Origin of the sequence: Mesorhizobium sp. M1163 (assembly GCF_040318415.1) — a bacterium.
Taxonomy (GTDB): domain Bacteria; phylum Pseudomonadota; class Alphaproteobacteria; order Rhizobiales; family Rhizobiaceae; genus Mesorhizobium.
Genome location: NZ_JAMYMF010000007.1, coordinates 140,346 through 161,274, shown reverse-complemented (window position 1 = coordinate 161,274; position 20,929 = coordinate 140,346). Strand labels below are relative to the sequence as shown.

Genomic DNA, 20,929 nt, shown 5'->3' with positions numbered 1-20,929 from the left:
GCAAATGCCTTCCATCGTTGAGCCCGCTCGACCTGCAGCAGTGAAGAGCAGGAAGCACATCATGTCTAATCCAGCCACAGTCTTGGACGATCACAAGCCTCGGTTTCTGGTCAGGTGGTTTTTTTCGACCAACCACAAGGACATCGGGACGCTCTATCTGCTGTTCTCGATCACGGCAGGGATTCTCGCCACCGCGCTCTCCGTGTTGATCCGCATGGAGTTGCAGGAACCAGGTTTGCAGATATTTGGCGATCCGGGTGTCTACAACGTCGTCGTCAGCGCGCACGGGCTGGTCATGATCTTCTTCGTCATCATGCCGGCGCTGATCGGCGGCTTCGGCAATTGGATGGTGCCGATCATGATCGGCGCGCCCGATATGGCCTTTCCGCGCATGAACAACATTTCGTTCTGGTTGCTGGTGATGTCGTTTGTCCTCTTTATCACCTCGATGTTTGTTCCGGGAGCACCAGGTGCGCTCGGCCATGGCGGCGGGTGGACACTCTACCCGCCCTATTCGACGGACGGCCAGCCGGGGCCCGCGGTTGACCTCGTCATACTGTCGATCCACCTTTCGGGCGCCTCCTCGATCCTCGGCGCCATCAACTTCATCACCACCATCTTCAACATGCGCGCACCCGGCATGACGATGCATAAGATGCCTCTGTTCGCCTGGTCGATGCTGGTCACCGCCTTCATGCTTCTCATGTCGCTGCCGGTGCTCGCCGGCGCGGTCACCATGCTTTTGACCGACCGCAACTTCGGGACGACCTTTTTCGCGCCGTCCGGCGGCGGCGATCCGATCCTCTACCAGCATCTGTTCTGGTTCTTCGGCCATCCAGAAGTCTACATCATGATCCTTCCCGGCTTCGGCATCATCAGCCATGTCATCTCGACCTTCGCCAAGAAACCGATCTTCGGCTATCTCGGCATGGCCTATGCGATGGTGGCAATCAGCGCGATCGGTTTCGTCGTCTGGGTGCATCATATGTATACGACCGGTCTGTCCGCGGACACCCAGCGTTACTTCGCCTTCGCCTCGATGGTCATCGCCGTACCTACCGGCGTGAAGGTGTTTTCGTGGCTGGCGACCATGTGGGGAGGATCGATGGAGTTCAAGACGCCGATGCTCTGGGCTCTCGGCTTCGTCCTGCTCTTCACCATTGGCGGCGTGACCGGCATCGTGGTCGCCAGCCCCGGCCTCGATCGCGTGCTGCACGACACCTACTACGTTGTGGCGCACTTCCATTATGTGCTGTCTTTGGGTGCGGCCTTTGCCATCTTCGCCGGCTTCTACTACTGGTTTCCGAAGATGACCGGCTACATGTACAGCGAGACGCTGGGCAAGCTGCATTTCTGGCTGATGTTCGTCGGCGTCAACCTCGTCTTCTTCCCACAGCATTTCCTTGGCATGGCGGGCATGCCACGCCGCTACGCGGACTATCCGGACGCCTTCGCCGGCTGGAACTTCATTTCGTCGATCGGGTCCTACATTTCCGCCGCAGGATTTATCGTCTTCCTCATTACGGTCGCCGAGGCATTCGCTCGAAAGCGCGAGGCCGGCCCCAATCCATGGGGCGAAGGAGCGACCACGCTCGAATGGCAGCTGCCGTCCCCGCCGCCCTTCCATCAATGGGAACGGCTGCCGCGCATTGTCTAGAATTCGTCTCCGGTTCCAAACCGGCGCCGGCAGTCAATTCGACATTTTGTCGGGAGAACGTCATGAACGAGACCACAGATCCAAACAGCCACATACTGCTCGTGGCGATCATCGCGTTTTATTGGGCATTGCTGAGCAGTTGGGGCCAACTTCTGCCGCGCTCGGGCGACGACAAGGCCAAGCGGGAAGATGCGCCCGCAGAGCAACGAACCGGCAGGATCGAAAACACTTCCTCCGCGGGCACGCCCTTTGATGTGATGCGAGAGATCGACCCGAATTTCGACCTTGCCGCGTTTCTGGCCGGTGCCAAGACAGCCTATGAACTTATCCTGCGGGCTTATGCGGACGGCGAGATCCAAATGTTGAAGCGCCTTGTCGGGCCGGAAGTGCTCGATACCTTCGAGCGAGCGTTCGCCGAACGTCGGCTTCGAGAGGAGATGCTTCAGTTGACGTTCATCGGCACGAGCGAAGCAAAGGTCATCGACGCTATCGAGGAGAATGGTACCGCTGAGATTGTCGTTCGCTTCGTTTCCGACGTGGTCAGCGTTACACGCTCGGCCAACGATGTGATCGTCGCCGGCGATCCCCTGCAGGTCATTGAGGTGATCGATACGTGGACGTTCGCCTGTGAAACCCCGTCAACGACGCGCAATTGGATGTTGATCGCCACGGAAGGCGAGTAACGAGTATGTGCTCTTCCGATAAGCCTGCCTGGCAGCCGAGTCACAATTGACGGGCGGTCAACCCGGCAGCCTGCACGGATTTGTCAGCTTTTGACAATGCGCATCCACTAAGTTGCGTATCACGATCAATTCGACATGACCCGGTTCAGTCGATCATTTTCAAGCAGCGAGCGGGTAGCGCCGCCAAAGATCCATTCCCTGAACCTGCTATGGCCGTAGGCGCCGGATATGATCAAATCCGCATGCATCGCGTCGGCCAGATCGGAGATTGTTCCACCATCGGATTTTTCCGGAAACACTTCCGCCTTCGCCTTTACGCCGTGAAAAGAAAGGAAGGCGACAACATCGTTCAGGCTGTTCCAGGTTTCGGTCGCGTCATTGTCGATCGTGATTACACGAACCTCCTGAGCCATTTGCAAAAAGGGCATGGCATCAGTAACCGCGCGCCTGGCTTCACGCGTGTCCTTCCACCCGACAAGAACCTTGTTGATCCGGAAATTTTGGTTGGTCGAGGTGACCAGTACAGGTCGACCCGCCTGAAGGATCAGGTTGCCGAGATCTGTGGACCGATGAACGTTGCTAGACGAGGCGCCCTCGGGCGACGCTGTGACGATGAGATCGGCCAGGCGCGCCGAGTCGATCAGCAAGCGGGTCGGATTGCCCACAGCCCCACGCCATTCCGTATCAACCTTTGCACCAGCAAGGCCTTCGAACTCGGCGCGGAGATCCTCAATTCGTCGCTCGATGTTCTTCCGCTGGCGCATCATGCTCTCTCCTTCGAAGGCCACTCCTCCTTCCAGTACAACAGGCGGCGGAACGTCGGCAGCCGAGAGACCAATCAGGCGCGCATCGAAGCGGTGGGCCAGATCGACACCGAGCTTGATAACAGGAGCGGCCATGCCGTCGATGTCGAGATTGAGAACGATTGACTTGTAGCCCATTGGGCTTTCCTTCCATGGATTGGAGATGATGCCGGCTCGGCAAAGGGGAAACGTCAACAGACGCCCTGCCGCGAAACGCGGCTTCGCAATGCGGCAACCCTCAAAAGCCGGAGGTCTGCCTCGCAAAGTTTTCAAAAAACTGATTACGAACGATCGTTGTCGTGAGAAGTGCGCCGGCCGGCGTGATCGTCAAGGTCCTCGCCCTACTCGAACATGATCCGAGCGGTACCTCTTTTGGCGATCAGCATTCTCCGAACTTCCTGGATCCGCTCAGCCTGTTGTTTGGTATAGGGACCCATCGGCCGAGTCTTTTCATCGCCACGACGGACCCGGCAGTACCAGTGGCCGCTGTCCGAGAATATCTCAACCGAGGTCGGCGTCTCATCGGACGCTTCCCTGGCAACTTCCTTTGCGAACTCGACGATCTTTGAATAATGCTGAGCGGGCGCAACCGTGCGCAAACCGTTGGTGTTAAGTTCCTGTTGCATTGTGGACATAAGTCGAACTCCTTTCGTTCACGACGACACACCGCTCCGCCATGCTGGTTGAGCTCTCTCTGGATCGCGGTGCCCGAGAGCGCTTGCTAGGTTGCCATTTGGCGCTCCATTTCCACCTCGGCCTCTAGACTTTCGATGTCGCGGAAGATCGAAGCGACAGCCAGCGTGCGCCCTTCGCGCTTGAAGCGGAGCAGGCAATCCTTGGCAATGATGTCTCCATCCACCACGATCTCGTCCCATTGCGCGGCATGGCCGACATAGTTGATGGGAACATCGTAATGCTGGCTCCAGAAGAACGGCACGGCCTCGAATTTCTCATGATGGCCGAGCATGTTGAGCGCCGCGGTTCGCCCCTGCCGCTCGGCAACCACCCAATGCTCGACCCGAATGTTCTCGCCACTGCGAGGATCTGGCCACCGCGCAATGTCGCCGGCCGCGAATATCCCTGGTGCGCTCGTCTCCAAAAAGGCGTTCACGACGACCCCGCGGTCAAGGATAAGCCCCGCCGTTTCGGCAAGCCCTGTCCGCGGCCGCACGCCGATGCCGACGACGACGAAATCCGCCGCCAACGTATCGCCACTGCCGAGTTTCACCTTGCTCCCGTCGATGCTGCTCGCGGTGTCCTCGAGATGGAAAACAATGTCGTTCTCCTCATGGAGGGCGCGGATGAAGTCGCCCATTTGCGGACCCAGGACCCGGTCCATGGGTCGCTTATCTGGCGCCACGACATGAACGTCGATATCGCGCGAGCGCAGGGCCGCGGCAACTTCCAGGCCAATGAAACTGGCGCCAAGGACGACGGCGCGTCGCGCAGTCGTGGCTCGCTCGATAATTGCCTTGGAATCTGCGAACGAGCGCAGCGTGTGTACGTGTGACTGGTCGGCGCCGGGTATGGTCAGGCGCACCGGTTCGGCTCCGGTTGCAAGGAGTAGCCTGTCGTAAGGAATCCTGCCTTCATCCGCGAGGACAACCTCGCGGGAATGCAGGTCGATATGAACGGCCTTCGTATCGAGACGCAGGTCGATGTTGTTTTTTGAATAGAACTTCCCCCCGCGGAGTGGAATCCAATCCTCCGGTGCCTTTCCGGCGAGGTAGTCCTTGGAGAGGTTCGGCCGGTCGACGGGCGGTGCCTGGTCATCGCTGATCACGACGATGCTGCCCTGGTACTGCTCGCGCCGCAGTGTTTCGGCGGCAGCAAAACCAGCCGCGCCGCCACCGACAATCACGATTTTCTCGGGGGCCTGGCCAGCGCTTCCGTCGCGCGGCTTCGGTGCCGTCCGTTTGAGTTTCTCGCCGACAAATATCCGGCCATCTCGCTGTTGCACCGACCAGCACGCGAGTGGATTGAAGGCAGGCGCTCGCAAGGCCTCGCCTGTACGCAAATCGAAGCACGCGTGATGCCAAGGACAGCGGACGGTATCGTCCACCACAAGACCATCGCCAAGCGGCCCGCCGTAATGCGTGCAAGTCGCCCCGATCGCGAAGACCTCGGCCCCGCGGCGCACCAGTAGCACCTGTTCGTCGCCGCAACGGCCGACGAGCTTTCCGCCATCGGGAAGATCCGAGAACGCAATCCCCTGGACCAGATCCGGCCCGTTTAATTTGGTATGGCCTTCAGCCATCGTCTTCTCCTTGGCGATCTGATGTGAAAATCGCTCGTACGGCGAAGCGACAATCCCCACTGGGATACGTTCTGCCTGGCTAGTGCGCCTTCAGATTCTCAGCGCACTTGCGCCAAACGTTCCGATCACGTGACGCAATGGGCCGAGTGGTTTTCACACTGCAGTTTCCCGCCGTCTCCGGTATCATGCAAACGAATTTAATCGGTAAATGAGTGCAATTTTTATGGTTGCTTCCTCAGCCATTCAACTGCGGGCAATTACAGAATCGCTTGCCCCGTCTTACCCCAGTCGGCGAGAAAGGACTCGAGGCCCTTGTCGGTGAGTGGGTGTTTGGCGAGGTTTCTGAGTACCGCTGGTGGTACGGTTGCGATATCGGCGCCTGCGATCGCCGCCTGTTTGACATGGAGAGGCGTGCGAATCGAGGACGCCAGGATTTCCGTGGTGAAGGATTTGTCGTTGTCGTATATCGTGCGGATTTCTCGGATCACTTCCATGCCGTCCAGACCGAGATCGTCGAGCCTGCCGACGAACGGCGAAATGAAGGTCGCGCCTGCCTTGGCTGCGAGCAGTGCCTGGTTGGCTGAAAAGCACAGGGTGACATTGACCTTGTGCCCGACCTGACTGAGCGCCCGGCAAGCCCTGAATCCATCCCAGGTCGACGGCACCTTGACGGCCACATTGCCGGCAATGCCGGCCAAACGCTCTCCCTCGGCGATCATGCCGTCGAAGCCGGTCGCGGTGACCTCTGCCGAAACTGGGCCCTCAATTGTCTGGCAAATCTCTTTTATCACATCCCTGATCGGTAGGCCGGTCTTTGCGATAAGGGACGGGTTTGTGGTCACCCCGTCGAGAATGCCAGCGGCGGCAAGCTCGCGAATTTCAGAAATGTCGGCTGTATCGACAAAGAATTTCATTGTTCTTCTCCTCAACTGAACGCGCCCATCGATGATTGGATGGATTTTCCTTGGTTTGGTTCCGGAGAAACGGGTTTGTTGTCGCTGTCGAGACCGCAAGCCAGTGTCTTTGGCAGTGGAGGAGGGGCGCGCCGTTTTCATCGATGTCTCAGCAAAACCTCTCTAAGGACGACGGCATCGTTGTGAGCCTCGTCATGAGCCGCGTAGACGAGTGTGACGGCGCCTTGCCGTATCAGATCGCGTAGTCGGTCGAGCACATCGCGATGCTCATGGATTTCCGCCGCATATCGCTGGCGGAATTCCTCCCAGCGTGCTGGATCGTGTCCGAACCATTTCCGAAGCTCGGTGCTAGGCGCGAGTTCCTTCATCCAATGGTCGATGGCGGCCTCGGTCCTCTTGACCCCGCGCGGCCAAAGTCGGTCAACCAACACTCGCTTGCCATCGTCGGCGGCAGGGCTCTCATATGCCCGTTTCAATTTTATTCTCTCGTCGAAATTTTTTTCGCTCATCGAGGTCGAGTCCCGTCCGTATCTATGTCGTTGACAGCATCGAGAAGGCTGGCGAATTTGCTACTCAGGATTTCTTCGTCGACCGCATCCGACACGAATACGAAGATGTCGCCGCGATATCGCTCGATCTAGTGATGGCCGGCGCCGCGGCTACGCAGGTAGCTGCCGATCTGTTGGATCGTGGAATTTCCCAGACCCTTGTGCAGGAGAAATTTCATCAAGGTTGCACTTTGCCCAGGGACAGGTTCCCGTCTGATTCAGGGGCCGACCTTCTGGCCCTGAGCATTGAACTGTTTCAGATAGGCGATGACGTCGGCGATCTCCTGGTCCTTGCTGAGACCGGCAAACGCCATCTTTGTGCCCGGCACCAGCTTGCGCGGCGCCCTCAGATAGGTCGTCAGCGTCGGTTCATCCCAGGTCAGACCCGAATTCTTGTTCGCCGAGGAATAGCTGTAATCGGGATACTCACCGGCCGCTCGGCCGACGACGCCGTTCAAAACCGGACCTACCCCGTTTTGTGCGTCAGGGCCGACCTTGTGGCAGGCCATGCACCTCCTGAAGACGACGGCACCGGCTTCGGCGTTGCCGGGGGATGATTCCTGCGCATGGGCCGAACCGACTGCAGTGAGAATCGCGGTCGCCAATCCAAGCATGGTCGATTTCATGTTTGCTGCCTTCAATGAGCGGCGGCTTGGTTTCCGCCAAGTCTGCCTCTGGCAATATCGGGATTCGAAACACAACCCAGTCTGCCGGATCCGAACCGCGGATACGGATCCGGCAGACGTTGCCTCAGGAGGAAACCAGTGGGCCGGGGTTCTTCAGATATTGGTTCTTGATCGCGTCCACCGCCCAGTAGGCAAGAGCACCTACCGGCCCGGTCGGGTTCTTCCCGGCGTTCTGAGGAAACACACAGGCGCCGGTGACGAACACGTTTGGAACATCCCAGACCTGAAGATATTTGTTCAGAACGCTGGTGCTTGGGTCAGCTCCGAAAACTGCCCCGCCTGTGTTGTGCGTGCTCTGATAAGGCACGATCGAATAAGGCACGGGGGGAATGCTCCGATCGACCTTGGTCGCACCCATCTCCTTGGCGATTGTCACGCAGATGTCGGCCTGACCGTTCATCTGCTTTACCTCGTTGTCCTGGAAGTCGAACGTCATCCTCATCAGCGGACGCCCAAAGACGTCGGTGTAGGTCGGATCGAGGCTCAAATAGTTCTGCCGGTAGGCCATCACCGCGCCTTGATTGCCAATGCTGGCCGCGTGGTCATAATTGTCGACCACTGCCTCCTTCCAGTCGGAGCCCCAGCGCGGCGTGCCCCGCGGCGTGGGATGCGACTGGATCGGCCTGGCACCCGAGTTGCTGCAGCTGATGCCGCCGCCACCGATGTAGCCGGCCTTGTCGAAATCGTAGTTGTCGCCGTTGAAATCATCCATGCAGGTGCCGAGCGCGCCGGCCCCCATGAAGCGATTCAGGATGGTCTTTTTGTCGAAGAAGGCGGTAGCTCCGCCACCGCACTGATAGGCATAGTTGCGGCCGACCACACCCTTCCCCGTTGCCGGGTCATAGGGTACGCCAATCCCCGAATGCAGCAGCAGGTTGACGTTGCCGAGCGCATAAGCCGACAGGATGATGAGGTCGGCAGGCTGTTCGAATTCGCGCCCGCGTGCGTCGAGATAGGTGACGCTGACCGCCTTCTTGCGGGTGGAATCGAGATTGACCTTCAGCACGATCGAGTTGGTGCGCAGCTCGAAATTCGGGTTCTTCACCGCCAGCGGGATGACGGTAAAATGGGGGCTTGCCTTGGCATTCGCCTCGCAGCCGAAACGTTCGCAGAAGCCACAGTAGTGACACTGGCCGAAGGCCACGCCATCCGGATTGATGTAATCCCGCGACGCGTTTGACGATGGGTTGGGGAAAGGGTGGTAGCCGAGATTGCGGGCCGCCCTCTCGAACATCACCATGCTCTGCGCGGCAATCATCGGCGGATTGGGGTACTCGTCCTTTCGCGATCCCTCGAAGATATTGCCACCATCGATCTTCCGACCGTTAATATTGCCGGCCTTGCCGGAGGTGCCGCAGGTTTTTTCGAACTTGTCGTAATAGGGCTCGAGATCGTCATAGGTGATCGGCCAATCCTGCAGGTGCATATCCGAAGGGACGATCTTTTCGCCGTATTTGTCGATCGTCCGGGTGCGCGCCTGATGATCCCATTCGAGCCAGCGCCAGGTGACACCGTTCCAGTGCACGCCGGCGCCGCCGACGCCCTGGCCGGGCAGGAATGAGCCGAGTTGACGCATCGGCAGCGCCGTTTGCGATTCACTGTTGCGGAATGTGATGGTTTCCCGCCGCACGTTCTGCATGAGGTCGTGGCGAGCGGCGTAACGCAGTTCGTCATGGATCTGCGGGTCGATAAAGTCCGGATTGGTGTCGCGCGGGCCTCCCCGCTCAAGGGCGACGATTTTCAGCTTGGTCGATGCAAGCTCCTTGGCAATGATGCCGCCTGTCCACCCAAGACCGACAATCAGGACATCGACCGCGTTGAGTTTGGTGGCCATGTTATAGTCTCCTTCTTCTTCCGTCGATTAAATGAGATCCTGTATGCCCTTCGGATCAGCCGTATAGGCCTTGTTCCGAAACGGTTCGATCTTGTCCATGTACATGGCGTCGGCGCCGGGGAACCCGATCATCTTCCAGGCTGCCCTGTCCTTGTTTCCGCCATACATCGGGTCGGCGAAATAACCCTCGATCGTGAGCTGCAGCAGAAGCCCGAAGAAGGTTGCGGTCGGCACTGTTGGAAGCTCCACCTTCTTGCCGTCGAGTTCGGTCATGATCGCGGCGCGATCTTTTTCCGATAGGCCGTCGAAGGTGTTCTTGTGGTTCTTCTGCACATAGGCACTGACGTCGGCGATGCCGGCCCGGATCAATTCCGATGGCGTCATCGGCAATTGATAGCCTTGTTCTGGCGTGCCCTCGCCGAACGGCCCTTCCAGATACAGCCGGTCGCCCTTGCCGTATCCGCCGGCCATTTGCCGATCGATGTAGATCGCAACGCCGAGTTCCTTGGCGCCGGGGCCGGTTGAATCGCTGGGAATGAGCGTATCGACCGCCGCCTCGACGAAGGCGGATTCGTTGACATTGAAGAATTCGTAGCCCGAGTCCCCGGCATAGGATTTCGTGGCGTCGGTTACGTGATGGAGCGGTTTGCCGGCCGTCGCGGCCACCATTTCGTCCGCCGATGCGGATCCTCCAAGCGGTAGTGTACTCGCGGCCGCGCCAGCCGCGCCGAACAGCTTCAGAAAGTCGCGACGCCCCACATCGCCTTGGCTCTTTTCTCTCGTCGACATGATTTCTCCTGTGACGCTGCAGGCAAAACGATGTGTGAGGATGGAGAGAGCTTGCGCCCGCTCCAACCGGCGCTGCGCAGCATCCAGCGCTAGGCTTGGTGGAATTCTTCGAGCCTAGTGCTGGAGCTAAGTATCTAGCAAACGAAATTGATTGACATTTAAACGCAACTTTTATGCTATATGTCTTATGGACATTGAGCTTGCGCGTACCTTTATCGAGATCGTTTCGACAGGGAGTTTCATTCGGGCCTCGGAGCGCCTGAATGTCGCCCAGACGACCGTAAGCGCACGAATCCGCAACCTCGAGCAGCAATTGGGCCGGGCGCTTTTTGTTCGCCACAAAGGCGGAGCTTCGCTCACCCCGGCCGGTGAGCAATTTCTGCGCCACGCCCCGATGTTCGTCCAACTATGGCAACGTACCCTTCACCAGGTCGCCGTGCCCCCGGGGCGCCGGGCTGTTCTGACGGTCGGCAGCGAAGTCAGCCTTGCGCAACCTCTTCTGCTCGATTGGGTCCGATGGATGCGCGGCTCGCTTCAGGATATTGCACTCCGCGTACACGTCGATGTGCCGCAGGATTTGATCAATCAGGTCGCGTCGGGGATGGTCGACCTAGCTATCATGTACGCGCCCCCGCACAGACCGGGTTTGAAGATCGATCTGCTTTTGGAGGAAAAGCTCGTCCTTGTGACTACCAATTCCGGAGCGCGCCTGCTGGACGAATCCGATTATGTTTATATGGATTGGGGGCCGGATTTTGGACTTCACCACGGGATGAATTTCCCGAGTGCCGCGCCGGATCTTTCTTTCGATCTCGGTCCGCTCGCACTGAGCTATGTTCTTGCGACTGGCGGCTCCGGATATTTCAGGATGAGTTCTGTGCAACCTCACTTAGAGGCCGGCCGGCTGCACCTTATGCCTGAAATGCCGCAGTTCTCCTATCCGGTCTATGCGGTGCAATCCGCAAGTGCGGACGAGAGTGTAGTTGGTCCAGCGCTGATGGGATTGCATTCCGTCGCAAGCGGCGACATCAAATTCTGAGAGTTCTAGTGGAGCGTCTAAATATCCGCCTGGACTGACGGGAACAGAAGGTCGACCGTTGTTCCAATTCCTCGTTCACTGCTTATCCGGATCCGACCACCAACCATCTGGGTCAGTGCCTGCACTTGTGGCATCCCTATCCCGGTACCCTTCTCACCCTTCGTCGTGAAGAATGGATCGAACACCTTCCGCAAGACTTCAGGAGCCATGCCGCAACCGTGGTCGTTGACGCGAACGCGTGCGTAGGTTCCAGGTCCGGGCGGGTCAGGTTTCGCGGTCGTCTGCACCAGTCGTTCAGTGATGATGCGGATCTCCCCGCCACTTGGCATCGCATCTCGTGAGTTCATGACGAGATTAAGCACTGCGGTGTCGAACAGCGCGGGATCGATCAAGCAGTCCGGGACATCGGGACCAAGTTCCAGCTTGACCCGGACATCGGGCCCTGCGCCATACCTTAGGAAAGGCTCGAAAGACGTGAGGAACTCATTCAAATTGCCAGCGTGGATATCCACTTCCTGATGCTTTGCGAAGGCCAATAGCAGTGACGTCAGCTCGATCCCTCGATCGATTCCTTCCCGCGCGGCCGCGATGTAGGCACGAACCCTTTCGGGCTCGTCGGCTCTTCGTTCAGCGAGCCCGAGCCCAGATTCTATTACTGCCAGGAGGTTTCTGAAGTCATGGGCAATACCGCCCGTCATCTCGCCCAGCTCAGCAAGCCGGTGCGTTGCACGCTCGCGTTGCTCGGCAGCAGTTCGGGCATCGAGAGGTGCGTCCGGCACTTGGGTGCGCGCGTCGCGTCCTGCCTGAGATGATGGTTGAGTTTCACACGCAAACACGCAGCCTGTCATGAAAGTCGCCCCTATAGGTCACTGACGACACCCAAGAAAACTCGCGCTCCCATTGGTATCGTCGTATTAGGTTCCACTTGTTGCCGAGGGCCGTGCCTTTCATGCGCATGATCTAAGCGCGCCGGACGACCCTTTTCGTCATGATGTCTTCGACAGTCGGGAATGCCTTGAGGGCCGCCTCCGGTAGGTCGCCATTTGCTCCAACCATTTCAGCCCAGCCATGTGCCTCTTGTTCGCCGACGATAATACGGCCGACCATTCCAGCATGCTCATGCGGGATACAGTAATAGTCGTAGACCCCCTGCTCGGTGAAGCTAACCAAAAAGCTTTCCTTGGGCAGGAGGTAGTCGGAATCCCACGATTTCGCCGTCTTGGGCATGCGAAGCGGTCGCCCGAAGTTTGCCGGATTGTACGCCGTCGTCGTGTGCGAATTGCCAGGATTGAGGTTGGTCCATCGGATCGTCTGCCCTGGCTTGATCAGAATGCCGATCGGGTCGAACCAGACTTGCGAACCGTCGTCGCGCCCTTGCATCCGGATTTCGATCGCCTCGCCGGCCCATACTGCCACAGAAGAGAGCGAGAGGGCGGCGGCAAGGCCCCCGCCCGCGTCTAGTATCTCACGACGCGTGAGTGTCATTTGGCGACCTGGGCCTCGTCAGCGGCCGAGACATGCCACAGAACGACATGGACATGCGGCTCTTCGACTCCCGGATGGCCGGCATTGTAGTAGACATCGACATGGTCGACATTGCCGCCGGGTGAAGCGAGATCGTCAAAACGCTTGTCTGGATTGAGGTCCTTGGTCGGCAGCATATAAATCGTGCTGACAAGCTTGCCATCGTGGTCATAGGCAAGGAATGGTCCGGCAGGCAATGTCGTCGGATCAACGAAAAGTTGGCCCATGCCCGGCAGGAAGTCCGGCAGCTTCACAAGCTTGCTGACCTGTTCGTACGGAGCGGCTGGCGGAGCTTTGGTGACCTCATCCGCCGCCATGGCGCAAAGCGAACTGCCTACTGTCAGGGCAACTGCGAGGACGAGTTTTTTCATCACGGTATCTCCTTGTTGAACTAAAAAACGCGATGGCCGAAGATCTGAACGAGGTCAAAGAATCCGATTTTCACTTGCTGGCGCGGCCTGTTCGCCTCAAGCCAGCAAGCAGGAGACTGTTCTGATCGTCAAACGAAATTAACTGACATTTCAGTGCATTATTTCTGCTATGCAGGTGCGCACCTGTTTGCTTGATTTAGGAAAATCTTTCACTACCTCTGAATGGCTATGAATATTTTCCACCTCGATTTCCGGCAGCCGAGACTCCTCAAAACGGGTCATTAGCCCGGACGCGAGAAAGCCTTGGCTCCGCGTCCGGGACAGCCAGCATCTCCACACCTCATCTGCCCTGCTTAACCAATGCGGCTGAACGCTGATTTGTGATCGCGTTTGGATCGACTTGGAGTTGACCCGGATGATCTCCCCCGTCTTGTCAGAGGAAGACATTTCGCTTGACCTTGCGACAAAGGGAAAGCAATCAGCCTTATCAAAAATCGCGATCAGGATTGCGCGAAGAGCCGGGCTTGACGAGCAGGTGGTTCTCCGTGGTCTCTTCGACCGCGAGGATTTCGGCTCGACGGGCATAGGTCGTGGCGTCGCAATCCCCCACGTTCTACTGGGTATGATCTCTTCGCCCATTCTTTGACACGCTTGGCCCAGCCTATCGATTTCGACGGCCCCGACGACGACCCCGTCGATCTCATTTACACTGTACTCTGGCCGCGCTCTGCCACTTCCGCCTTCCTCCCTGCCCTTTCGCAAATATGCCGGGTGCTTCGGACATCTCAAGTTCGGGAGCGACTCCGACAGGCACAGTCGTCCGATGAGGCGTTGGCGATTCTCGAAACTGAGCCGCATCGGGCGCATACTTGCCGCGTCGGGCCTGGCATCGTGATACCTAAGCAGTTCAGCAATGCCTTAGAATCCAGTGGCGCGGCACGAACCACGGTCAACTAAGAGGCTCGTCACCAGCGGATTGGGCCAGGCAGATCCGCTTCAGCTTCGGATTCCCACTTCACGTGTGCTTTGTCGCGCCATAACATAGATTGACAATATATCTTTTATGTCGCATCCATCAAGGAGCGAACCCAAGGCTTGAGCCCGCTCGCATTGGGAAAAAACCGGAGCGTCCAGATGAGTGAGAAAGGTCGGAGTAGGAGAACTATCGTCGTCGACGGCGTCCTCTTGCCGGACGTGCTCGACGAGACAATGATCCGCGGCGTGGTCCACGGTTTTTATGACGAAATTCGTCGTGATGACATTCTCGGCCCCATTTTCCACGACCGGATTGAGCCCGACAAGTGGCCGCAGCATCTGGCGAAGATGTGCGACTTCTGGTCTGCGACGCTACTTCGGACTTCGCGATATGAAGGCCGGCCACTACCGCCACACCTGGCCATAGCCGGTCTCGGCGAGGCGCATTTCCGTCGCTGGTTAAAGTTATTTCGCGCAACGGTACGCCGCATTTGCCCGCCCGAGGTGGCAGCGCTCTTTATGGAGCGCGCGTTGCGCATCGCTCACAGTTTCCGTCTCGCGGTCGCCTTCAGCCGTGGCGAGACTACGATTGGCATCGAACCTATTGCCGAGAAAGACCTGTGATGCCGAGTTGGTTTGTTAGTGGTTCCCGTAACAGCTCGTCAACCCAAGAGAGGAACCACCGGTGAGGCTGACCAACTTCTCGGACTATGCTTTGAGGATGCTGATGTACGCGGCCTCCGCCGGCGATCGCCTGATCACGATCGAGGAGACTGCTCGCACCTTCAAGGTGTCGAAGACACACCTCAACAAAGTCGCCAATACCCTGACACGCGGCGGTTACCTGAAGGCGGTCCGCGGCCGTTCCGGCGGTCTTGTTCTGGGGCTCCGGCCCGAGATGATCCGAATCGGCGATGTCATACGGCTGACCGAGCCGGATTTCGCGGTTGTGGAGTGCTTCGCCACGGGAAACCAATGTGTGCTCACCGGCTCCTGCAAGCTTTCAAGCATGTTTGGCGAAGCGATCGCCTCCTTCCAGAGCACCCTTGACCGCTACACGCTGGCCGACGTCACGCTGAGGCCTCAGGATTTCCTCGGCAAGCCGTCACCACTCCAAGTTTCCGGCGTGGCGCAAAGCGGCGAGTAAGTCGACATCTCTTTACGATCGGAGACAAAATGTTGCGCCGCGAAGGATCAAGAGCCGCACCATCTCGTCGCGGATCGATTGGAGGACGGAGCAGACAGCCGCCACAGTCACCTACGCAGGCGTTGCCCCTTTTACCGGACGCATGCCAATTTTTTCTCGCACGGAGACGAGCCATGGTTGAACCAAAGAAGAACGATAAGGCGATAACAAAGCAGTTTGAGTCTGGTATCGAGCCGGACAGCAGTCTGTTGCCGATGCTGGTCGGCGGCCTTGTGCTGATCGTCATCGGCGCGATCATCGTCATGATGTTCGTCTAGTTTCGGAATGACTTAGGCGCCCACGGGTGCGGTGTCGCGCATTGTCGGCGAGCCCGATGTTCAGGGAGGTGAAAAGACCAGTTTTCTTAGGTTGGCGAGAGATCAGCAAACTCCTAAAGTGTCTGTCTGAACTGAATGCCGACATCCATCGGCGGTCTAACTTCGTCCCGCGGAGCACTCGGCGTCCACGGCGATATGGACTGCACCAGATCTTCGACACAGATCGGTTAGCCGAATTCTTCCACCGCAAATGGCGAAAGGTTTGGTCTTGGGGCAATGTGTCCGACGCACCGGTCCATGTCCTCCAAGGGCGGTAGTAAACGATGGCCGCTTACAGGATGCGGAGGTGGTCAGCGTGATGACCGAGATGCTGAAGGGTTTCGGGTGCCGTCAGGCGTACGAAAGTCTCTCATGCAGGAACCCGCGTGCCGCACGCGGTGAGCTATGGGGATTTGTGTTTCGGGGTGTGCCAGCGCCTGGGGCGAACTTCCGCATAGGATGCGGTGGGCATGTCGTGGAAGCGGCTTCTGGGCCAGGTCGCAGAGCGTGTATTGTTGATTCCGACGGGATTGGTGTGCGTGACGACCGGCGCCACGGCAACGTGCACATAACATCCCGTTGACCGGCGTCGGCGTGGCGCGGTCGTACGAGCAACTTGGCCATGCCGGGTCATGGGGCGTTCTCCCGGTTCGGCGCTCTTGAGGCAGGCGGTGCACGAGGCTGGCACCACCGTTCGAACCTCTCGATGACGACCATGCGTCCGCCGCAGCAGGGGCAAGGCGGGCGGACGTCAGCCGGTTCTTCCGGAGTGTCGTCTTGGGGCGGCGGAGCGACGTTCAGCAGTTCGCGCGCGAGTGCGAGGCTGGCTTTGCGGGCGGAGCTGGCGAGCAGCCCATAGTGACGGATGCGGTGGAACCCACACGGCAGGACATGGAGCAGGACGCGGCGGATGAACTCGTCGGCGGCAAGCGTCATGGCGCGCTGGCGCTCGGCACCGTCGCGGCGATAGTCCTTGTAGCGGAAGGTGACTCCAGCCTCGTCGAAGGCGATCAGGCGGCGGTTCGAGATGGCGACCCGGTGAGTGTAGCGCGACAGGTAGGCGAGCACCGCTTGGGCGCCGGCGAAGGGCGGCTTGGCATAGACCACCCAGCGCTTGCTGCGAACAGGCTTCAGATGACGCAGGAAGGCGCGACGGTCGGCCAGGTGTGCCGCCGATCCGAAGAAGGCGAGCCGACCGGCGTCGTGCAGCGCGACCAGCCGGGTCAGGAACAGACGGCGGAACAGCTTGCCCAGTACTTTGACTGGGAGAAGGAAGGCCGGCCGCGACGATATCCAGCGTGACCCGTCCGGCGCGATGCCGCCGCCCGGCACGATCATGTGGACATGAGGATGGTGTGTCATTGCCGAGCCCCATGTGTGGAGCACGGCAGTGATGCCGATGCGCGCGCCGAGGTGCTTGGGATCCGCCGCGATCGTCAGCATCGTCTCCGATGCCGCCTTGAACAGCAGGTCATAGACCAGCGCCTTGTTGTGGAAGGCGATGACGGCGACCTCGGCGGGCAGCGTGAACACGACGTGGAAGTAACCGACTGGCAGCAGGTCGGCTTCGCGCTCGGCGAGCCATGTACGCGCGGCGGCGCCCTGGCACCTGGGACAGTGCCGGTTGCGGCAGCTGTTATAAGCGATCCGCCATTGACCGCAGTCCGCGCAGGCTTCGACATGACCACCCAATGCAGCGGTGCGGCAGTGTTCGATCGCCGACATGACCTTGAGCTGCTGCAGGCTCAGATGCCCGGCGTGGGCGACCCGGTATCCGGGGCCGGCAGCACGGAAGATATCGGCGACCTCCAGGTCCGCGCGCACCGGTTCAGCCGGGAGGCGTCTTGCCTTCCATCAGCGCCATCAGCCGGTCGAGCGGCCCTGCGATCGCGTGGATCGTCCGGGTCGAGACCTTGGTGTGGAGCGCGGTGGTATCGAGCTTGCTGTGCCCGAGCAGGACCTGGATGACGCGGATGTCGACATCCTGCTCAAGCAAGTGGGTGGCGAAGCTGTGACGCAGCGTGTGCGGGCTGACGCGCTTGCGGATGCCGGCGACTTCAGCTGCTTCCTGGACCGCGCGATGCAGCTGCCGCGACGAGATCGGCGCTGTGCAGCCGCGCCCCGGGAACAGCCAGCCATGGGGGAGCATCACCCCGCGCCGCTTGCCTTCGCGCCACCACAGCCGCAGCAGTTCCAGCAGTTGCGGCGAGAGCATGGCGTTGCGGTCCCTGCGTCCCTTGCCCTGTTCGACGCGGATCAGCATGCGTGTCGAATCGATGTCGTCGACCTTCAGATGCGCGACCTCGGATACGCGCAGGCCCGCGCCATAGGCGACACCGAGCGCGGCCTTGTACTTGATGCCTGGCGCCGCTTCGAGCAGCCGCGCCGCTTCCTCAACGCTCAGCACATCGGGCAGCTTGCGCGCATATCGCGTGACCACCAGCGCGCGCGCCAGATCGCGCCGCCTCAGCGTCACCGTGAACAGGAATCGCAACGCCGAGACCGCACCGTTGATCGTCGCCGGGCCAGGCCGTTCTCATGCTGGCGCAGCTGGAAGCGTCGGATGTCCTCGGTCGTCGCGGTGTCGGGGGCGACCAAGGAACGCGGCGAAGCGCCGGACATGACGAACGTAGTCCTGCTGCGTATGCGGTCCCAGACCCCGCATCAGCATATCTTGCTGCATGCGCTGGCGAAGCGGCGTAGTCGGAGCATCGGTCGACAAGGTAGCCATGGCAAGTTCCTCTCGTTGAAGGGAACTCCATGGTCGGATCGCGGGCTCTACCCGCTCAAGGCCTATGAATACCGCGCCATCTCAGAACCAGGCGACACTCCCGCGAAGCGGGTTCGTGCATGATCTCAACAGCCGACATTGGGCGCAAAGCGGAACGGCGCCTATACAGCCGTGTTTCGGCCTTTTGAGCCGAGTTCCCGTGCTAGTCTAGCTCAACGAATGCTCTGTGCGCTGCGGATGGATTGCGTCGTCCCGGGTAATAGATGCAGAGTTCGTCGGAAGGCCGCATCCATTCCTTCAGAACGCTGATCAACCGCCCTGCCTCAATATCCTGGCGCACGTCACGCTCCATTACGTAGCCCAGCGCCACGCCTTCGAGCACTGTGCCGCGGGACAGGCTTGCCTCATCCAAAGTCATCGGTCCGTTCACATCGATCAATAGCGGTTCCCCATCCTTCTCGAAGCGCCAGCGAAAGAGCGCGCCATTCGGCAGCTGGATACGGATACACCGATGTTGAAGGAGGTCAGTCGGTGTGGAAGGCGTACCATAGCTTTTGAAATAGTCGGGCGAGCCTATGACCACATTTCTCTGCGGCCGACCCAGCGAGATCGCAATCATGTCACTCGGCATGAGGGTGGCGCGACGCACGCCCAGGTCGAAGCCTTCCGCGACGATGTCCAAGAGCCGTCCCTCGGTGACCAGATCGATATGGACCTGCGGGTAACGCCTGATGAACTCCAGGAGCAGGGGTGAAAGGATTTCTCGCGCGGCAGTGGCATAGGAATTGATGCGGAGCGTTCCCGTGGGGTTTGCCTGCTTTGACGTCGCTCGAGGTCAGCGCAGGCGGAAGTCTCAAGCCCGTACCGTATTCCGGTCAGGTCATTTTCACCGAGGCCGGCACTCTCTCGGTGCAGGCCCAGAACCCCGACGCCAAGGCGCCGGACACGCCTTACACAAAGAATGGCTACGAGGCCTATTACGGGCCGGTCGCCATCAACGACCAGGACAAGACCTTCGTCATCACCGTCGAGTCTTCCCTGGTCCGTAACCTTGTCGGGCAAAGCATGAAGCGCAAATTCGAAGTCTCGGACAACAAACTGGTCCTCACGCCGGACAATCCGGCCGAAGGCTGGCGCGTGACCTACGAACGTTACTGATCTGAACAGCCCGGCTGTCAAAGTGTTATCGGTGGCGACAATGGCGCGGACTTCAGACCGAAATGGCGCGATGGCGGAACTGGTGCCAATCATGGCGGCTGTCTTCGCCGGCTTCCTTCTGATCGGCTTGGCGCTACCTGTCCTGCCGCTGCATCTTCACCAGCAGCTCGGCTTCGGCCCCTTCGCAGTCGGGCTGGTGACCGGCAGCCAGTTCGTCGCCTCGATGCTGTCGCGCATTGGGGCTGGAAACTATGCCGATGGGCACGGCGGCAAGCGGGCCGTCATCGTCGGCCTCATTGCCGCTGCCCTGGCGGGGTTCATTTACCTCGGCTCGCTGGCATTGCTCGACCGGCCGGTAGCGTCCGCATCGGCGCTCTTCGCCGGCCGGGCGGTACTGGGCGCGTCTGAGAGCTTCATCATCACCGGCGGCGTCGCCTGGGGCCTCTCCCTTGCGGGCGGACAGAACTCCGGAAAGGTCATAGCCTGGGTGGGCACGGCGATGTTCGCGGCGCTCGCGCTAGGCGCGCCGATCGGATCCGCGCTTTACGGGACGAGCGGCTTCGCCGCGATCGCACTTGCGACGGTCGGCCTGCCGCTTGCGACGCTGCTTGCCATCCTGCCTATGCGTGGCACCAGTCTCGCCGCGAGCGCCGCGCGACAGTCATGGACGAGCGTGGCGCAAGCGGTCTGGCTTCCAGGCGTCGGAGCTGCTTTCAGCAGCCTTGGCTATGGCGCGATCCTGTCCTTTGGCGCGCTGCTCTTTGCCGAACGCGGCTGGCAGCCGGTGTGGCTTCCCTTCACCGCTTATGCCGCGTCGCTGATCGCGGCAAGGCTGTGCTTCGGCCACCTGCCTGACAGGCTAGGGGGCGCGCGCGTCGCCGTGATCTTCGTGGCGGTCGAGGCGGCAGGGCTGATGCTGATCTGGCTTGCGCCCGGACCCGTTCTCGCCGCCATCGGAGCGGGCCTGACTGGCCTCGGCTACTCGCTGGTCTATCCCGGTTTCGGTGCCGAGGCCGTAAGCCATCTTCCGCCACGCAGCCGCGGCCTGGCCATGGGACTCTACACCGTCTTCCTCGACGTGGCGCTCGGCTTCGGCAGTCCGGCGCTCGGCTTGGTCGCCGCATCGGCCGGGCTGCAATTCGTCTTCTTCGCCGTCGCGATGGCGACGCTTCCGGCGTTGGGCATCGCTCCTGCTGCTGGGTCGCCGTAACGCTCCATGATAAATGGTCGAGATGTCGCGCAACCACGATCGCTCCGCTTCGGGCGACGTCTGCTTCCGGGCAATGGCAAGATCTACTTCTACGGCCGACATTGGGCGCTTTGCCGCTAGGCAGCAATTGGCAGGGAAGCTGACGTTGCCCTGCGGAAGAAGCCGGTTGTCAAACATCGACTTTGCGGGGGATTTTCATGCCGCTGTCACAGCGGCAATCGGGCCGCAAGTCAGGAAGACCAGCGGT

22 protein-coding genes and 2 pseudogenes are annotated in these 20,929 nt (G+C 59.8%); 10 read left to right on the top strand and 14 right to left on the bottom strand.

What is annotated here, in order from left to right:
* Positions 1-61: 61 nt before the first annotated feature.
* Both ctaD and NKH43_RS09500 read left to right on the top strand, forming a co-directional pair.
* Positions 62-1,657 (top strand): cytochrome c oxidase subunit I, encoded by a 1,596-nt coding sequence (gene ctaD / locus NKH43_RS09505; protein ID WP_352642807.1) that lies wholly within the window; start codon positions 62-64, stop codon positions 1,655-1,657.
* A complete protein-coding gene (locus NKH43_RS09500) occupies positions 1,597-2,340 on the top strand; it encodes a Tim44/TimA family putative adaptor protein (protein ID WP_352857745.1) in 744 nt (247 codons plus the stop codon). The genes ctaD and NKH43_RS09500 overlap by 61 nt, the downstream gene beginning before the upstream one ends.
* Before the next feature lie 125 nt (positions 2,341-2,465).
* On the opposite strand, the gene NKH43_RS09495 is transcribed toward NKH43_RS09500, so the two are convergent.
* The 8 genes from NKH43_RS09495 to NKH43_RS09460 all read right to left on the bottom strand — a co-directional run bounded on the left by NKH43_RS09495 (position 2,466) and on the right by NKH43_RS09460 (position 10,171).
* A complete protein-coding gene (locus tag NKH43_RS09495; protein WP_352857743.1) occupies positions 2,466-3,281 on the bottom strand; it encodes a universal stress protein in 816 nt (271 codons plus the stop codon).
* Positions 3,282-3,484: 203 nt separating this feature from the next.
* Complete coding sequence (locus NKH43_RS09490; RefSeq protein WP_352857741.1) at positions 3,485-3,778, bottom strand: hypothetical protein; 294 nt, start codon at positions 3,776-3,778, stop codon at positions 3,485-3,487.
* 86 nt (positions 3,779-3,864) lie between these two features.
* On the bottom strand, positions 3,865-5,400 hold the full coding sequence (locus NKH43_RS09485; protein ID WP_352857739.1) for an FAD-dependent oxidoreductase: 1,536 nt from the start codon (positions 5,398-5,400) through the stop codon (positions 3,865-3,867).
* Positions 5,401-5,657: 257 nt separating this feature from the next.
* Positions 5,658-6,314, bottom strand: a complete 657-nt coding sequence (gene fsa, locus NKH43_RS09480; RefSeq protein ID WP_352857825.1) for a fructose-6-phosphate aldolase — start codon at positions 6,312-6,314, stop codon at positions 5,658-5,660.
* Positions 6,315-6,451: 137 nt separating this feature from the next.
* Positions 6,452-6,823: a DUF488 domain-containing protein gene (locus tag NKH43_RS09475; RefSeq protein ID WP_352857737.1), complete on the bottom strand. Its 372-nt coding sequence runs from the start codon at positions 6,821-6,823 to the stop codon at positions 6,452-6,454.
* 257 nt (positions 6,824-7,080) lie between these two features.
* Complete coding sequence (locus NKH43_RS09470) at positions 7,081-7,488, bottom strand: c-type cytochrome (protein WP_352857736.1); 408 nt, start codon at positions 7,486-7,488, stop codon at positions 7,081-7,083.
* Between the two features lie 124 nt (positions 7,489-7,612).
* Positions 7,613-9,382: a GMC family oxidoreductase gene (locus tag NKH43_RS09465; RefSeq protein ID WP_352857734.1), complete on the bottom strand. Its 1,770-nt coding sequence runs from the start codon at positions 9,380-9,382 to the stop codon at positions 7,613-7,615.
* Between the two features lie 27 nt (positions 9,383-9,409).
* Positions 9,410-10,171, bottom strand: coding sequence for a gluconate 2-dehydrogenase subunit 3 family protein (locus NKH43_RS09460; protein ID WP_352857732.1), 762 nt, complete (start codon positions 10,169-10,171; stop codon positions 9,410-9,412).
* Between the two features lie 187 nt (positions 10,172-10,358).
* Between NKH43_RS09460 and NKH43_RS09455 the strand changes: the two genes are divergently transcribed.
* Positions 10,359-11,210 carry a LysR family transcriptional regulator gene (locus tag NKH43_RS09455; RefSeq protein WP_352857730.1) on the top strand — a complete coding sequence of 284 codons (852 nt, stop codon included), beginning with the start codon at positions 10,359-10,361 and terminating at the stop codon, positions 11,208-11,210.
* A 17-nt stretch (positions 11,211-11,227) separates the two neighbouring features.
* Here NKH43_RS09455 and NKH43_RS09450 read toward each other — a convergent pair whose 3' ends face one another.
* From NKH43_RS09450 to NKH43_RS09440, 3 genes are all read right to left on the bottom strand, one after another.
* Positions 11,228-12,058 (bottom strand): ATP-binding protein, encoded by an 831-nt coding sequence (locus NKH43_RS09450; protein WP_352857729.1) that lies wholly within the window; start codon positions 12,056-12,058, stop codon positions 11,228-11,230.
* 112 nt (positions 12,059-12,170) lie between these two features.
* Positions 12,171-12,695, bottom strand: a complete 525-nt coding sequence (locus NKH43_RS09445) for a plastocyanin/azurin family copper-binding protein (protein ID WP_352857727.1) — start codon at positions 12,693-12,695, stop codon at positions 12,171-12,173.
* Positions 12,692-13,105 (bottom strand): DUF5602 domain-containing protein, encoded by a 414-nt coding sequence (locus NKH43_RS09440; protein WP_352857725.1) that lies wholly within the window; start codon positions 13,103-13,105, stop codon positions 12,692-12,694. Before NKH43_RS09440 ends, NKH43_RS09445 begins: the two co-directional genes overlap by 4 nt.
* A 415-nt stretch (positions 13,106-13,520) precedes the next feature.
* Here NKH43_RS09440 and NKH43_RS09435 point away from each other — a divergent pair, with 415 nt between their 5' ends.
* The 5 genes from NKH43_RS09435 to NKH43_RS09415 all read left to right on the top strand — a co-directional run bounded on the left by NKH43_RS09435 (position 13,521) and on the right by NKH43_RS09415 (position 15,544).
* Positions 13,521-13,751: a PTS sugar transporter subunit IIA gene (locus NKH43_RS09435; protein WP_352857724.1), complete on the top strand. Its 231-nt coding sequence runs from the start codon at positions 13,521-13,523 to the stop codon at positions 13,749-13,751.
* Positions 13,748-14,062: a PTS sugar transporter subunit IIA gene (locus NKH43_RS09430; RefSeq protein ID WP_352857722.1), complete on the top strand. Its 315-nt coding sequence runs from the start codon at positions 13,748-13,750 to the stop codon at positions 14,060-14,062. Before NKH43_RS09435 ends, NKH43_RS09430 begins: the two co-directional genes overlap by 4 nt.
* A gap of 177 nt (positions 14,063-14,239) precedes the next feature.
* On the top strand, positions 14,240-14,704 hold the full coding sequence (locus NKH43_RS09425; RefSeq protein WP_352857720.1) for a group III truncated hemoglobin: 465 nt from the start codon (positions 14,240-14,242) through the stop codon (positions 14,702-14,704).
* A 61-nt stretch (positions 14,705-14,765) separates the two neighbouring features.
* Positions 14,766-15,227: an RrF2 family transcriptional regulator gene (locus tag NKH43_RS09420; protein WP_352642779.1), complete on the top strand. Its 462-nt coding sequence runs from the start codon at positions 14,766-14,768 to the stop codon at positions 15,225-15,227.
* Between the two features lie 173 nt (positions 15,228-15,400).
* The gene (locus NKH43_RS09415) at positions 15,401-15,544 is read left to right on the top strand and encodes a hypothetical protein (protein ID WP_352857718.1); all 144 of its coding nucleotides are present in this window, start codon (positions 15,401-15,403) and stop codon (positions 15,542-15,544) included.
* 669 nt (positions 15,545-16,213) lie between these two features.
* Here NKH43_RS09415 and NKH43_RS09410 read toward each other — a convergent pair.
* The 3 genes and pseudogenes from NKH43_RS09410 to NKH43_RS09395 all read right to left on the bottom strand — a co-directional run.
* On the bottom strand, positions 16,214-17,407 hold the full coding sequence (locus tag NKH43_RS09410) for an IS91 family transposase (RefSeq protein ID WP_502906467.1): 1,194 nt from the start codon (positions 17,405-17,407) through the stop codon (positions 16,214-16,216).
* Between the two features lie 4 nt (positions 17,408-17,411).
* Positions 17,412-18,314, bottom strand: a pseudogene (locus NKH43_RS09405) (tyrosine-type recombinase/integrase).
* A 202-nt stretch (positions 18,315-18,516) separates the two neighbouring features.
* Positions 18,517-19,122: pseudogene (locus tag NKH43_RS09395) on the bottom strand (LysR substrate-binding domain-containing protein); the annotation flags it as partial.
* 2 nt (positions 19,123-19,124) lie between these two features.
* Here NKH43_RS09395 and NKH43_RS09390 point away from each other — a divergent pair.
* Positions 19,125-19,472, top strand: coding sequence for a lipocalin-like domain-containing protein (locus NKH43_RS09390; protein WP_352857712.1), 348 nt, complete (start codon positions 19,125-19,127; stop codon positions 19,470-19,472).
* Positions 19,473-19,512: 40 nt separating this feature from the next.
* Positions 19,513-20,682 carry an arabinose transporter gene (locus tag NKH43_RS09385; RefSeq protein WP_352857710.1) on the top strand — a complete coding sequence of 390 codons (1,170 nt, stop codon included), beginning with the start codon at positions 19,513-19,515 and terminating at the stop codon, positions 20,680-20,682.
* Positions 20,683-20,929: the final 247 nt, after the last annotated feature.